Source organism: Streptomyces sp. NBC_00440 (assembly GCF_036014215.1).
Taxonomy (GTDB): domain Bacteria; phylum Actinomycetota; class Actinomycetes; order Streptomycetales; family Streptomycetaceae; genus Streptomyces.
Genome location: NZ_CP107921.1, coordinates 4,082,207 through 4,095,612, shown reverse-complemented (window position 1 = coordinate 4,095,612; position 13,406 = coordinate 4,082,207). Strand labels below are relative to the sequence as shown.

Genomic DNA, 13,406 nt, shown 5'->3' with positions numbered 1-13,406 from the left:
GGGTGCCGTCCTGGCGGCTCGTGACCGGGCTCTTCGTCGGCTTCGTCGGCAGCATCCTGGCCGCGGGCACCATCGCGTACGCCATGGTCGGCATCCCGGACGCCAACAAGACCTCGCAGGCGCAGAACAACGTCTACTACTGGTCCGACGGCAGCCAGATGGTCGCCACGGGTGGCGAGATCAACCGGCAGATCGTGCCGCTCTCGCAGATTCCCAGCGCGATGCAGAACTCGGTGGTCTCGGCCGAGAACAAGTCCTTCTACAAGGACAAGGGCGTCGACCCCATGGGTATCGCGCGCGCCGTGTTCAACATGGCCAAGGGCGGTGAGACCCAGGGCGGCTCGACGATCACCCAGCAGTACGTGAAGAACTCGCGGCTCGGCCAGGAGCAGACGCTCAGCCGTAAGTTCAAGGAGCTGTTCATCTCCATCAAGGTCGGCGCCAAGATGCACAAGAGTGACATCATGAGCGACTACCTCAACACGTCGTACTACGGGCGGGGTGCCTACGGGATCCAGGCCGCGGCCCGTACGTACTTCGGGGTGGACTCCGAAAAGCTCAACCCGAGCCAGTGCGCGTTCCTCGCCACGCTGCTCAAGGGCGCCAGCTACTTCGACCCGGCGGGCGCCGTCGAGATCGACCCCGCGGCGACGCCGAAGGCCAACCTTCAGCGGGCCACCAACCGCTGGAGGTGGATCCTCGACGAGATGGTCAAGGACGGTCGCCTTCCCGCAGCGGAGCGGGCGAAGTACAAGACGTTCCCGAAGGTCGACCCGCCGAAGAAGGACGCCCAGCTGGGCGGTCAGACCGGCTACCTCGTCGACCTCGCGAAGTCGTATTTCGTCAACAACAACAAGCAGGGCATCACGTCCGAGGACCTCGCCAAGGGCGGCTACCAGATCCACACGACCTTCGACAAGAAGAAGGTCAAGGCGCTGGAGACGTCCGTCGAGAAGGTCCGCAAGGCGAAGATCAAGCCCGGCCAGCGGCCGAAGACGGACACCCACGTCCAGTTCGGCGGAGCGTCGGTGAACGCGCAGACCGGCGCCATCGCCGCCATCTACGGTGGTGAGGACGCGACGAAGCACTACACGAACAACGCCGACTACACCGGCGCGCAGGTCGGGTCGACCTTCAAGCCCTTCGTGCTGGCAGCCGCCCTGGAGTACGGCAAGCGCAATCCGACCCTCGGCAAGGACCAGCCCGATTCGGACCGCACGCTCGTCTCGCCCAAGAGTCTCTACAGCGGCCAGAACGACCTGAAGATCAGGAACTTCGACGGCAGTGTGTGGAAGAACAAGGCGGACAAGGAGTGGCTCCAGCAGAACGACGGAAAGGAATCCGTCGGTAAGGCTCCGGACTACGCCATCGATCTGCGGGAGGCCATGCGGGAGTCCGTGAACTCCGCATATGTCCAGCTCGGCATGGATGTCGGCACTGACAAGGTGCGTCAGGCGGCCATCGATGCCGGTCTGCGCGACGACAAGCAGAGCATGGCCAGCTCCGACTACCCCTCCTTCTCCATCGGTACCTCCAGCCCCAGCGCGATCCGGATGGCCGGTGCGTACGCTACCTTCGCCAACAACGGCCGGCAGAACGAGCCGTTCTCGGTCACCAAGGTCACCAGCGAGGGCAGGACGGTCTACCAGCACAGTCAGGTGGAGAAGTCGGCGTTCTCGACGGCCATCGCCAGCAATGTCACCGATGTGCTGAAGACCGTGGTCGACAAGGGCACCGGTACCGCCGCCCGGATTCCCGGCCGGCAGGTCGCGGGCAAGACCGGAACCACTGACGGCAACAAGTCCGCCTGGTTCATCGGCTACACCCCGCAGCTCTCCACGGCCATCGACATGTACCGCTTCGACGACAACGCGAAGGGGCAGAACCGCCAGTTCGAGGAGATGTACGGCACCGGCGGCGAGGAGAAGATCCACGGTGCCTCGTTCCCGGCCCAGATCTGGCACAGCTACATGACGCAGGCGCTCAACAACACGCCTTCCACGGACTTCCCGGCGCCCGAGCCGATCGGGAAGGTCGTCTACGGCGGCGGCGTCGCGAGCCCGAAGCCGACGCCGGTCAATACGCCTTCGCCCACTCCGTCGCCGTCCAGCCCGTCGCCCTCTCCGTCCGACACGCCCTCCCCGACGCCCTCCCCGACCGAGTCCTGCAACAAGTGGAAGGACTGGACCTGCGGAAACGACGGCGGGACCGACGCGGGAACGGACAGCGGAACCGACGGCGGCCCCACTCCCAGTCCCTCCGACACCTCCGACACCGGCGGACAACAGGGTGGCGGCGGAGGTGGTGGCGGTCTGTTCGGCGGCGGGGGCTGATGACCGCCCCATGAGCCCGGTCACCTGATCCGGGCCCCGTCCGTACCCGAGGGCCGTCACAGCTCGTCTGCTGTGGCGGCCTCGGGCTGTGGGCCTCCCGGCTGTGGCGGTCCTCCTCGCGGGCACAGCCGCGTACGGCAGGATGTGCGCCATGACGAGCGCGCACGAGGACCGGCCCGCACTGAAGACCGCAGAGCCCGTGGTGCGGCCCACTCAGCAGGACGAGACCGCCGCGGTGGGCAGTGAGGTGATCGGGGGCCCAGCCGGGCGCTGGGCCCGCGGTGGCGCCGGCAGGCTCACACCTGTCCGCGTCATCGCCCTGGTCGCGATCGGCATGTTCGCTCTCGGCATGGTGCAGAAGATGCCGTGCTACGACTGGGCGTGGTTCCAGGGGGCAACATCCCAGTACGACCACGCCTGCTACTCGGACATCCCCCACCTCTACGTCGGGCGCGGTTTCGCCGACGACCTCGTCCCGTACTTCGACCGCATCAACGGCGACATGCCGTACCTCGAATACCCCGTGCTCACCGGCCTGTTCATGGAGGTCGCCTCCTGGCTCACCCCGCACGGGGGCGCCATCCAGCACCGCGAGCAGATCTACTGGATGGTCAACGCGGGCATGCTGATGGTCTGCACTGCCGTCATCGCGGTCTGTGTCACCCGCACCCATCGGCGTCGCCCCTGGGACGGCCTGCTGGTGGCCCTCGCACCCGCCTTCGCGCTCACCGCCACCATCAACTGGGACCTGTTCGCGGTCGCTCTCACCGCTGCGGCGATGCTGATGTGGTCGCGGGGGCGCGCGCTCGCCTTCGGTGTCCTGATCGGCCTCGCGACCGCCGCCAAGCTCTATCCGGTGCTGATCCTCGGCCCGCTCCTCGTCCTGTGCTGGCGTGCCGGAAAGTGGCGTGAGTACGGATGGGCCGTGTTCGGGGCAGTGGCGTCCTGGCTGGTCGTGAACCTGCCCGTCATGCTGCTCGCTCCCGAGGGGTGGAAGAAGTTCTACACGTTCAGCCAGGAACGGAACGTCGACTTCGGTTCCTTCTGGCTGATCATCACCCAGCGCACCGGCAAGCCTCTCGACGTGGCCAACGTCAACACCTGGGCGATACTGCTGGTGCTCTTGGCGTGCGGCGGGATCGCGGCCCTCACCCTGACCGCCCCGCGCCGTCCTCGGTTCGCGCAGCTCGCCTTCCTGGTCATCGCGGCTTTCATCCTCACCAACAAGGTCTACTCGCCGCAGTACGTCCTGTGGCTGATCCCGCTCGCGGCCCTGGCCCGGCCGCGCTGGCGTGACTTCCTCATCTGGCAGGCCTGCGAAGTCATGTACTTCCTGGGTATCTGGCTGTACCTCGCGTACACGATGGGCGGCGACAAACCCAAGGGGCTGCCGCCCGAGGGCTACCAGTTGGCCATCGCCCTGCACCTGATCGGAACGCTCTACATCTGCGCGGTGATCGTGCGGGACATCCTGATGCCGGAGCGCGACGGTGTACGCACGGACGGCTCGGACGATCCGTCGGGAGGTGTGCTGGACGGCGCGGCGGACGTGTTCGTGCTCGGCGCGGCCGCCCATCCGGCGCGGCATGCCGCGCACCACTACGAAGGCCCGCAGGTCGAGTGGGGCAGCGGCTCGGTACGCGAATAGCCGGCCGCCCGGCCGCCGTCGGCCGGGCGTACAGCGGAGGGCGGGTACCGGTGTGCTGGTACCCGCCCTCCGCTGTACTGCCGTGCTGCTCCCGCCAGGCCTGCTGCTGCGGCCCGGGGGGTGGAGTGGTGCTGGTCGGTTGCCCGTCCGTTGCTGCTCCGTTGCTGGTCCGGACCGAGTGGGTCAGTGATCGACGAGACGGTCGAACTGTGTCGTCGTGTGCCGCAGATGGGCCACCAGCTCGTCTCCCACCCTCGGTTCCTGTGCGTCGGAGGGGACGAAAAGGATCGACACCTGCATGTGTGGCGGCTCCGCGAACCAGCGCTGCTTGCCCGCCCACACGAACGGCGACAGGTTCCGGTTCACCGTGGCCAGGCCCGCACGCGCGACGCCCTTCGCCCGCGGCATCATCCCGTGCAGCGCCTTCGGCGCTTCCAGGCCCACCCCGTGCGACGTACCGCCGGCGACCACGACCAGCCAGCCGTCCGAAGCGGTCTTCTGCTGCCGATAGCCGAAACGGTCACCCTTCACGACCTGGGTGACGTCCAGGACGGAGCCGCGATACTGCGTCGCCTCGTGGTCGCCCAGCCACAGCCGCGTACCGATCCTGGCGCGGAAGCGGGTCTGCGGGAACTGCTGCTGCAGCCGCGCCAGTTCCTCCGCCTTCAGATGGCTCACGAACATGGTGTGGAGAGGCAGCCGCGCGTTGCGCAGCCTGTCCATCCAGGCGATGACTTCCTCGACCGCGTCGGAACCGTCCATGCGGTCCAGCGGGAGGTGGAGTGCGAACCCTTCCAGGCGTACATCGTCTATGGCCGCGTGGAGCCGGCCGAGGTCCGCCTCGGAGACGCCGTGGCGCTTCATCGAGCTCATGCACTCGATGACCACACGGGCGCCTACCAGGGCGTGTACGCCGTCGACCGATGAGACGGAGCGGATCACCCGGTCCGGCAGGGGTACGGGTTCCTCGCCGCGGCGGAACGGTGTGAGGACGAGCAGATCACCGCCGAAGGAGTCCTTCATCCGGGCGGCTTCATACGTGGTGCCGACCGCGATGATCTCGGAACCGAAGCGCGTCACCTCGTCCGCGAGCCGGCCGTGGCCGAAGCCGTAGCCGTTGCCCTTGCAGACCGGAACGATCCCCGGGAACTGGTCGAGCACGGACTTCTGGTGCGCCCGCCAGCGCGCGGTGTCGACATAGAGGGTCAGCGCCATGGCCGGACCGGAACCTTTCTCGGAGCTGCGGTGTATCAGAGGTATGAACGGAACGAGCGGAACGATCGGATCTAACGGGGCTAACGGATCTCACGGATTTAGCGGGACCGACTTGCCGGACAACGGCTCTGTACGAAGCCCCGCGATCCCACCGGACGGAATGCCCCCGGACGGTACGGCGCCGAACGGGATGACGGAACCATCATCACCCTTAACGGCGCGACATATAGATGTCGAGCGCCTTGTGCAGCAGCTTGTTGAGCGGGAAGTCCCACTCACCGATGTACTCCACGGCCTCGCCGCCGGTGCCCACCTTGAACTGGATCAGACCGAAGAGGTGGTCTGTCTCGTCCAGCGAGTCGGAGATGCCTCGCAGGTCGTAGACGGTGGCTCCCATGGCGTAGGCGTCCCGCAGCATCCGCCACTGCATGGCGTTCGACGGCCGTACTTCCCGCTTGTGGTTGGCAGAGGCGCCATAGGAGTACCAGACATGTCCGCCGACGATCAGCATGGTGGCCGCGGCGACGTTCTCACCGTCGTGGCGGGCGAAGTACAGCCGCATCCGGTTCGGGTCCTCGGTGTTGAGGACCGACCACATGCGCTGGAAGTACGAGAGCGGGCGCGGCCGGAAGTGATCGCGCTCAGCGGTGATCTCGTACAGCCGCTGCCACTCCGCCAGGTCCTCGTAGGAGCCCTGGACGACCTCGACGCCGGCCTTCTCGGCCTTCTTGATGTTGCGCCGCCACAGCTGGTTGAAGCCCTTGAGGACGTCGTCGAGCGAGCGGTTGGCCAGCGGGACCTGGAAGACGTAGCGGGGCTGCACGTCACCGAAACCGGCGCCGCCGTCCTCACCCTGCTGCCAGCCCATCTTCCGCAGCCGGTCGGACACCTCGAACGCGCGCGGCTCGATATGTGTGGCCTCGACGTCGCGCAGCCGCTTCACGTCCGGGTCCTGGATACCCGACTTGATCGCCGCCGCGTTCCACCGGCGGATGACCACCGGCGGCCCCATCTTCACCGAGAACGCGCCCTGCTCCTTGAGATGGGCCAGCATCGGCTGGAGCCACTCGTTGAGATTCGGGGCGTACCAGTTGAGGACCGGCCCCTCCGGGAGGTAGGCCAGATAACGCTTGATCTTGGGGAGCTGCCGGTAGAGCACCAGGCCCGCTCCGACCATCTGGCCGTCCTTATCGAACCAGCCGAGGCTCTCCGAGCGCCACTCCGTCTTCACTTCCGCCCATGCGGGGACCTGGCAGTGACTCGCCGCCGGCAGGCTCTGGATGTACGCCAGATGCTGCTCGCGGCTGATGGTCCTCAGGGTCAGGCTCATGCGGGGCGCTCCTCGGCAGGCGTGTCCCCATGGGTACAGGGGCGTCGGCTCTCCCGCCGAAGCCTACTGCTGCCGTGGAGCGCCCCGACTGGCCGTATCGGACAAGTAGCGCGGCGGCCCTCAGCCGCCCAGCACCCCACCGAAGAGGCCGCCGTGCGCCATGCCGATGTAGAAGCCCACCGCAGAGGCGCCGATCCCGAGGATCACGATGAACCGCTCACGCGTCGTGATCGAGATGAACATTCCGTAGGCGCCGACCAGGATCCCCACCAGCCCTGCCCAGGAGCTCAGCAGATGCAGATTGTTGAACCCGGCCGCGACGAGCGCCAGCACACCGAGTACGAGTGCCACCACGCCCAGGCTGTCTTCCAGCGGGTGCGGCTTGCCGTCCGAGGCGAAGAGAGAGGTGACGGCGTTGTGTCGCGTAGAAGGGTTGTGTCGCGCTGCCTGAGACATCAGGCACCTCCTGGCATCAGGCGGCGTACTGTAACGCCGCTCACATCCCACACATAGAGAGTCTGCCCTGTGACCGCCGGATTTCAACCGGAAGCGGGTGTGCAGGTAGTCTGTACGGTCTGCACCGGTGTCTGCCCAGTCCAGTGAACAATCCCTTTCTCCGCGAAAGTGGATTGTCAGTGGCTGTCGATACCGTTGCGTACGCATCACGACCCTCCTGCCACGGAACGACCGTGGCCGCTGAGTCCAAAGGAGGTGGGTTCCACATGCGTCACTACGAAGTGATGGTCATCCTCGACCCCGAACTCGAGGAGCGCGCTGTCTCCCCGCTGATCGAGACTTTCCTCTCCGTCGTCCGTGAGGGCGAAGGAAAGGTTGAGAAGGTCGACACCTGGGGCCGTCGTCGTCTCGCTTACGAGATCAAGAAGAAGCCCGAGGGCATCTACTCGGTCATCGACCTGCAGGCCGAGCCTGCGGTCGTCAAGGAGCTCGACCGGCAGATGAACCTGAACGAGTCGGTCCTCCGGACCAAGGTCCTCCGCCCCGAGACCCACTGAGCATCTAGCTCAGCAGTCATCGGGTCCGAGTAGCACCAAGCAGCCAAGCAATACCCGCCGAGAGGTTCACCCATGGCAGGCGAGACCGTCATCACGGTCGTCGGCAATCTCGTCGACGACCCCGAGCTGCGCTTCACCCCGTCCGGTGCGGCGGTCGCGAAGTTCCGTGTCGCGTCCACCCCCCGCATCTTCGACAAGCAGACCAATGAGTGGAAGGACGGCGAAGGCCTTTTCCTCACCTGCTCGGTCTGGCGTCAGGCGGCGGAGAACGTCGCGGAATCGCTTCAGCGAGGCATGCGCGTCGTCGTGCAGGGCCGGCTGAAGCAGCGGTCCTACGAGGACCGTGAGGGCGTCAAGCGCACGGTCTACGAGCTGGACGTCGAGGAAGTCGGCCCCAGCCTCAAGACGGCCACGGCCAAGGTCACCAAGACCACCGGTCGAGGCGGTCAGGGCGGCCAGGGTGGTTACGGCGGCGGTGGCCAGCAGCAGGGCGGCGGCAACTGGGGCGGAGCCCCCAGCGGAGGCCAGCAGGGCGGTGGCGGTGCGCCCGCCGACGACCCGTGGGCCTCCAACGCGCCGGCCGGCGGTGGCCAGCAGCAGGGCGGGGGCAGCTGGGGCGGAAGCTCCGGCGGTTCCGGCTCCGGCGGTGGCTACTCGGACGAGCCGCCCTTCTAGGGCAGCCCGTACCCCACTTCTTGATCACACAGGAGAAACACCATGGCGAAGCCGCCTGTGCGCAAGCCTAAGAAGAAGGTCTGCGCTTTCTGCAAGGACAAGACCCAGTACGTGGACTACAAGGACACGAACATGCTGCGGAAGTTCATTTCCGACCGTGGCAAGATCCGTGCCCGCCGCGTTACCGGCAACTGCACGCAGCACCAGCGTGACGTCGCCACGGCTGTCAAGAACAGCCGTGAGATGGCGCTGCTGCCCTACACGTCCACTGCGCGATAAGGGAAGGGTGACCGAAAAATGAAGATCATCCTCACCCACGAGGTCGCTGGCCTCGGTTCCGCCGGCGACGTCGTTGACGTCAAGGACGGCTACGCCCGCAACTACCTGGTCCCGCGTGGTTTCGCGATCCGCTGGACCAAGGGTGGCGAGCAGGACGTGGCGCAGATTCGCCGCGCCCGCAAGATCCACGAGATCGCGACCATCGAGCAGGCCAATGAGGTCAAGGCCAAGCTCGAGGGCGTGAAGGTCCGTCTGGCCGTTCGCTCCGGCGACGCCGGCCGCCTCTTCGGTTCCGTCACCCCGGCCGACATCGCCTCGGCGATCAAGGCTGCCGGTGGCCCCGTGGTCGACAAGCGTCGCGTCGAGCTCGGTTCGCCGATCAAGACCCTGGGTGCCCACCAGGTGTCCGTGCGTCTGCACGCCGACGTTGCCGCACAGCTCGGCATCGAGGTCGTCGCCGCGTAACTGCTGCGCTCGGCAGAGCATGGAAAGGGCCGTCTCCTTCGGGAGGCGGCCCTTTCGCCGTTTCACGTGAAACCCCCGGCGGCCGAAACCCCCGGCGGCCGCTCTGTTGCGCAAGGCCTGCCGTTGGGTTTGACCGGGGTCAGCGGGTGGCGCCCGTTACGATCCAGCGGCCGGAGCGGGCCCGGAGCCAGAGAGTCACCGTCCGGACCGCCATCATCAGGGCCATCGCCCACCACAGCGCGGTCAGTCCGCCGCCCAGTGTCGGCACCAGGAGGGCCACGGGGGTGAAGACGGCCAGGGTGACGACCATGGCCCAGGCCAGATATCGGCCGTCGCCCGCGCCCATCAGCACACCGTCCAGGACGAAGACGATGCCGCAGATCGGCTGGGCGACCGCCACGACCAGCAGGGCCGGCAGCAGTACATCCCGTACCGCCTGGTCGCCGGTGAACAGCGGGACGAACAGTGGGCGGGTCACCACGACCAGCGCGCCGAGTACCACTCCTGAGGCGATGCCCCACTGCACCATGCGGCGGCAGGCCTCCCTCGCTCCTTCGGCGTCGCCTGCCCCCAGGTAGCGGCCGATGATTGCCTGACCAGCGATGGCAATGGCGTCCAGGGCGAACGCCAGCAGGCTCCAGAGGGAGAGCACGATCTGGTGTGCGGCCACATCGGTGTCGCCCAGATGGGCCGCTACGGCGGTCGCTGTCATCAGAACGGCCCGCAGCGAGAGCGTACGGATCAGCAGGGGGACCCCGGCCTGGGCACAGGCCCGTACCCCGGCGGCGTCCGGGAGCAGGGAGGCGCCGTGCTTCCTCGCCCCTCGTATGACCACCACCAGATAGACGGCGACCATCGCGAACTGGGCGATCACCGTGCCCCAGGCAGATCCGGCGATGCCGAGTCCGGCTGCGTAGACGAGCGTCACGTTGAGTGCGGCGTTGGCTGCGAAGCCTCCGATCGCGACGTACAGCGGAGTCCTGGTGTCCTGGAGTCCACGCAGCACCCCGGTGGCCGCCAGCACCACCAGCATCGCGGGGATGCCGATGCTGGAGATCCGCAGATAGGTGACCGCGTAGGGGGAGGCGTCCGCCGAGGCTCCGAAGAGGCCGACCAGCCAGGGGGCGGTGGGAAGGACGACAGCGATGACGAGAGCGCCGAGCATCAGTGCGAGCCAGATCCCGTCCATGCCCTGGCGGATGGCGGCCTGCAGATCTCCCGCGCCCACCCGTCGCGCCACAGCGGCCGTCGTGGCGTACGCGAGGAAGACGAAGATGCTCACGGCTGTGCTCAGCAGGGCTGCCGCAACCCCCAGCCCCGCCAGCTGACGGGTTCCGAGATGGCCGACGATGGCGCTGTCGGCCATGACGAAGAGCGGCTCGGCGACCAGGGCCCCGAAGGCGGGCACGGCGAGCGCGATGATCTCCCGGTCGTGTCGTCGGCGGCTGGGGTTCGGTGCCAGGGAGGCCTGTGTCATGCGGGACAATCTAATCTTCCACAGGTAAGAGATGCAATAGGTCTGAGACCCTTACGGGCCACGTCATTCCGGCTTGGGCTGTGCGCTGTTTTTCGTGATCTTGGTCCAGTCGGAAAAGTTTTTCTCCCCCACAGCCAGTGGATGGCGAACGTGCAGGTCAGGTGGGTGGTTGGGGTGGCGCTATGAGTTTGTCCACAGCACTGTCCCCCGACCCGTGCACAGGTTTTGGCGAGTTACCCACAGGCTGCGGTCCGTCACCCACAGGGCCTGTGGATAACAAGATTGGCTGACGGTGTCTGCGGGCCTACCGTGGACCGGCGCCCGACGCGCCGTTCGCGGAGTCGGGCCCCTTGTTTGTCGGTGCCGTGCCGTAAGAAAGAGTCGCACGGCTAGGTCCGCGGAGCGGACGGGAGGAGGTGGCCCGGTGAGCATTCCCGAGCCCTTGGACGACCCCTGGACCGAGAGCAGTCCGGGTGACCGTCTGCCCGTCTCCCGCCAGCGCCGCGGTGACGGTGCCGGGGGCCGGGAACAGCACGACCGGGGCCGGGAGAGCGGTTCCTGGGAGGGTGGATCGCCTGCGTTCGAGCGCGTACCCCCGCAGGACATCGATGCGGAGCAGTCCGTCCTGGGCGGCATGCTGCTCTCCAAGGACGCCATCGCCGACGTTGTCGAGGTCATCAAGGGCCAGGACTTCTACCGCCCCGCACACGAGACCGTCTACCAGGCCATTCTCGACCTCTACGCGAAGGGCGAGCCGGCCGACCCGATCACGGTTGCCGCCGAGCTGGTCAAGCGCGGTGAGATCAAGAAGGTCGGTGGGGCGCCCTACCTGCACACACTCGTCCAGTCGGTCCCGACAGCCGCCAACGCCGAGTACTACGCCGAGATCGTCCATGAGCGGGCGGTGCTGCGCAGGCTCGTCGAGGCCGGCACGAAGATCACGCAGATGGGATACGCGGCCGACGGCGACGTCGACGAGATCGTCAACTCGGCCCAGGCCGAGATCTACGCCGTCACCGAGCAGCGCACCTCGGAGGACTATCTGCCGCTGGGCGACATCATGGAGGGCGCCCTCGACGAGATCGAGGCGATCGGCTCGCGCAGCGGCCAGATGTCCGGGGTGCCGACCGGCTTCACGGACCTGGACGCGCTGACGAACGGGCTGCACCCGGGACAGATGATCGTCATCGCGGCCCGTCCGGCCATGGGTAAGTCGACGCTGGCGCTGGACTTCGCACGGGCCTGTTCCATCAAGGCCGCGCTGCCGAGCGTGATCTTCTCGCTCGAAATGGGCCGCAACGAGATCGCGATGCGTCTGCTGTCGGCGGAAGCGCGGGTGGCGCTGCACCACATGCGGTCGGGCTCCATGACCGACGAGGACTGGACGCGGCTGGCACGGCGGATGCCGGATGTCACCGCCGCGCCGCTCTTCATCGACGACTCCCCGAACCTGTCGATGATGGAGATCCGGGCGAAGTGCCGGCGGCTCAAGCAGCGCCAGGACCTGAAGCTGGTCGTGATCGACTATCTGCAGCTGATGCAGTCCGGTGGTTCCCGGCGCCCCGAGAGCCGCCAGCAGGAGGTCTCGGACATGTCGCGAAACCTCAAGCTGCTGGCGAAGGAGCTCGAAGTCCCGGTTATCGCGCTCTCGCAGCTGAACCGTGGCCCCGAGCAGCGTACGGACAAGAAGCCGATGGTGTCCGACCTGCGTGAATCGGGCTCGATCGAGCAGGACGCGGACATGGTGATCCTGCTCCACCGAGAGGACGCGTACGAGAAGGAGTCCCCGCGTGCCGGCGAGGCCGACCTGATCGTGGCCAAGCACCGTAACGGTCCGACGGCGACGATCACCGTCGCGTTCCAAGGCCACTACTCGCGGTTTGTGGACATGGCGCAGACCTGATCCCGTCCAAGCCGTGAGACAGCGGGAAGCTGCTCAGCGCCTCGTCTCGTACCTGGTCAGGACCACGCCGCCGGGAATCGTCCGCGTCTCCAGCAGGTTCAGGTTCACCCAGCTGTCCAGCGCGGTGAAGAACGGCGTGCCGCCGCCCACCAGGACCGGATGGGCGGCGATCACGTACTCGTCGATCAGCCCGGCGCGCATGGCCGCCCCGGCAAGGGTTGCGCCGCCGATGTTCATGGGGCCGCCGTCCTCGGCCTTGAGCCGGGTGATCTCGGCGATCGCGTCGCCGGTGACCAGGCGGGTGTTCCAGTCGACCTTGTCGATCGTCGAGGAGAACACCACCTTCGGCGTGTCCCGCCAGTTCCGCGCGAACTCGATCTCCGCCGGGGTGGCGTTGGGCTGCTGGTCGCCGGTCGGCCAGTAGGAGCTCATCGTCTCCCATAGCTTGCGCCCGTACAGCGACAGGCCACTAGCCTGCTCGTGGTCGAGCCACCACTGGAACAGCTCCTGGCTCGGCGGTCCGCTCCAGCCGATGTCGTCGCCGGCCGCGGCGATGTAGCCGTCCAGGGTCAGGTTCATGCCGTAGATCAGTTTCCGCATGGCGCAGCCTTCCGTGGGTGTCCGGCGGTGATTCCGGTCCGGCCCCGCGCCGATCAGCCAGTCATTCGTCGCCGACTGTCGCCCGCATCCCACGCCAAGCAGGTCTGCGCTCAAACGGCGGTGGCGGGACGTGAGGGGGAGGCCGAGTCGACTTGGTCCGTTTTGGACTCTTGGAATTCCACCACGGCCGCGCCGTGCCCGTGAGCCCATCCAGTCAGCGCGGCGATCGGCTTCACCAGTGTCCGGCCCAGGTCTGTCAGCACGTACTCGACCTTCCCGGCCTCGGCGTAGCGGTCGACCAGGCCGTATCCCTGCAATGGCCGCAGCGTCCGGGGCAGCATTTTCCGCGAGATTCCGCCGATCAGGTCGACCAGCTCGCCGTGCCTGGAGCTGTGGTCACCAGGGCACTGGCCCCGCCTACGCGCCGATGGCCGCGGCGTGGCCGCTGCCCGGCATCGACGACACGCA

13 protein-coding genes are annotated in these 13,406 nt (G+C 67.1%); 7 read left to right on the top strand and 6 right to left on the bottom strand.

All coding sequences use genetic code 11. The features are described from left to right. The first annotated feature begins 2 nt into the window (after positions 1-2). Positions 3-2,333 carry a transglycosylase domain-containing protein gene (locus OHB13_RS18500; RefSeq protein WP_328377843.1) on the top strand — a complete coding sequence of 777 codons (2,331 nt, stop codon included), beginning with the start codon at positions 3-5 and terminating at the stop codon, positions 2,331-2,333. 142 nt (positions 2,334-2,475) lie between these two features. Further along, positions 2,476-3,981: a glycosyltransferase family 87 protein gene (locus OHB13_RS18495; protein WP_266860889.1), complete on the top strand. Its 1,506-nt coding sequence runs from the start codon at positions 2,476-2,478 to the stop codon at positions 3,979-3,981. A gap of 183 nt (positions 3,982-4,164) precedes the next feature. On the opposite strand, the gene OHB13_RS18490 is transcribed toward OHB13_RS18495, so the two are convergent. The 3 genes from OHB13_RS18490 to OHB13_RS18480 form a co-directional block, all read right to left on the bottom strand. Beyond that, on the bottom strand, positions 4,165-5,196 hold the full coding sequence (locus OHB13_RS18490) for an alanine racemase (RefSeq protein WP_266855241.1): 1,032 nt from the start codon (positions 5,194-5,196) through the stop codon (positions 4,165-4,167). 211 nt (positions 5,197-5,407) lie between these two features. Continuing rightward, positions 5,408-6,526, bottom strand: coding sequence for a lipid II:glycine glycyltransferase FemX (locus OHB13_RS18485; RefSeq protein ID WP_266855242.1), 1,119 nt, complete (start codon positions 6,524-6,526; stop codon positions 5,408-5,410). A 120-nt stretch (positions 6,527-6,646) separates the two neighbouring features. Next, positions 6,647-6,982, bottom strand: coding sequence for a hypothetical protein (locus tag OHB13_RS18480; RefSeq protein WP_266855243.1), 336 nt, complete (start codon positions 6,980-6,982; stop codon positions 6,647-6,649). A 266-nt stretch (positions 6,983-7,248) separates the two neighbouring features. On the opposite strand from OHB13_RS18480, the gene rpsF reads away from it, so the two are divergent. The 4 genes from rpsF (at position 7,249) to rplI (ending at position 8,958) form a co-directional block, all read left to right on the top strand. After that, positions 7,249-7,539 (top strand): 30S ribosomal protein S6, encoded by a 291-nt coding sequence (rpsF, locus tag OHB13_RS18475; RefSeq protein ID WP_164258274.1) that lies wholly within the window; start codon positions 7,249-7,251, stop codon positions 7,537-7,539. Between the two features lie 72 nt (positions 7,540-7,611). Beyond that, positions 7,612-8,214 carry a single-stranded DNA-binding protein gene (locus OHB13_RS18470; protein WP_266855244.1) on the top strand — a complete coding sequence of 201 codons (603 nt, stop codon included), beginning with the start codon at positions 7,612-7,614 and terminating at the stop codon, positions 8,212-8,214. Between the two features lie 42 nt (positions 8,215-8,256). Then, the gene (rpsR, locus tag OHB13_RS18465) at positions 8,257-8,493 is read left to right on the top strand and encodes a 30S ribosomal protein S18 (protein ID WP_003967857.1); all 237 of its coding nucleotides are present in this window, start codon (positions 8,257-8,259) and stop codon (positions 8,491-8,493) included. An 18-nt stretch (positions 8,494-8,511) separates the two neighbouring features. After that, complete coding sequence (gene rplI, locus OHB13_RS18460) at positions 8,512-8,958, top strand: 50S ribosomal protein L9 (RefSeq protein WP_328328919.1); 447 nt, start codon at positions 8,512-8,514, stop codon at positions 8,956-8,958. A 139-nt stretch (positions 8,959-9,097) separates the two neighbouring features. Here the strand turns inward: rplI and OHB13_RS18455 are convergent, their stop codons facing one another. Next, positions 9,098-10,435, bottom strand: coding sequence for an MATE family efflux transporter (locus OHB13_RS18455; protein ID WP_328377842.1), 1,338 nt, complete (start codon positions 10,433-10,435; stop codon positions 9,098-9,100). Between the two features lie 442 nt (positions 10,436-10,877). On the opposite strand from OHB13_RS18455, the gene dnaB reads away from it, so the two are divergent. Next, the gene (dnaB, locus tag OHB13_RS18450; RefSeq protein WP_266860891.1) at positions 10,878-12,338 is read left to right on the top strand and encodes a replicative DNA helicase; all 1,461 of its coding nucleotides are present in this window, start codon (positions 10,878-10,880) and stop codon (positions 12,336-12,338) included. A 33-nt stretch (positions 12,339-12,371) separates the two neighbouring features. Here the strand turns inward: dnaB and OHB13_RS18445 are convergent, their stop codons facing one another. Together OHB13_RS18445 and OHB13_RS18440 are read right to left on the bottom strand one after the other, a co-directional pair. Then, complete coding sequence (locus OHB13_RS18445; RefSeq protein ID WP_328377841.1) at positions 12,372-12,938, bottom strand: dihydrofolate reductase family protein; 567 nt, start codon at positions 12,936-12,938, stop codon at positions 12,372-12,374. A gap of 110 nt (positions 12,939-13,048) precedes the next feature. Continuing rightward, complete coding sequence (locus OHB13_RS18440) at positions 13,049-13,279, bottom strand: winged helix-turn-helix transcriptional regulator (RefSeq protein ID WP_405753016.1); 231 nt, start codon at positions 13,277-13,279, stop codon at positions 13,049-13,051. Between the last annotated feature and the right edge of the window lie 127 nt (positions 13,280-13,406).

Bases quoted from the DNA above. Each gene is read 5' to 3' on its own strand.
- OHB13_RS18485 (WP_266855242.1), bottom strand. From the start codon at position 6,526: ATGAGCCTGACCCTGAGGACCATCAGCCGCGAGCAGCATCTGGCGTAC.
- OHB13_RS18495 (WP_266860889.1), top strand. From the start codon at position 2,476: ATGTGCGCCATGACGAGCGCGCACGAGGACCGGCCCGCACTGAAGACC.
- OHB13_RS18455 (WP_328377842.1), bottom strand. From the start codon at position 10,435: ATGACACAGGCCTCCCTGGCACCGAACCCCAGCCGCCGACGACACGAC.
- OHB13_RS18480 (WP_266855243.1), bottom strand. From the start codon at position 6,982: ATGTCTCAGGCAGCGCGACACAACCCTTCTACGCGACACAACGCCGTC.
- OHB13_RS18490 (WP_266855241.1), bottom strand. From the start codon at position 5,196: ATGGCGCTGACCCTCTATGTCGACACCGCGCGCTGGCGGGCGCACCAG.
- OHB13_RS18440 (WP_405753016.1), bottom strand. From the start codon at position 13,279: ATGCTGCCCCGGACGCTGCGGCCATTGCAGGGATACGGCCTGGTCGAC.
- OHB13_RS18470 (WP_266855244.1), top strand. From the start codon at position 7,612: ATGGCAGGCGAGACCGTCATCACGGTCGTCGGCAATCTCGTCGACGAC.
- rpsF (WP_164258274.1), top strand. From the start codon at position 7,249: ATGCGTCACTACGAAGTGATGGTCATCCTCGACCCCGAACTCGAGGAG.
- rplI (WP_328328919.1), top strand. From the start codon at position 8,512: ATGAAGATCATCCTCACCCACGAGGTCGCTGGCCTCGGTTCCGCCGGC.
- OHB13_RS18445 (WP_328377841.1), bottom strand. From the start codon at position 12,938: ATGCGGAAACTGATCTACGGCATGAACCTGACCCTGGACGGCTACATC.
- rpsR (WP_003967857.1), top strand. From the start codon at position 8,257: ATGGCGAAGCCGCCTGTGCGCAAGCCTAAGAAGAAGGTCTGCGCTTTC.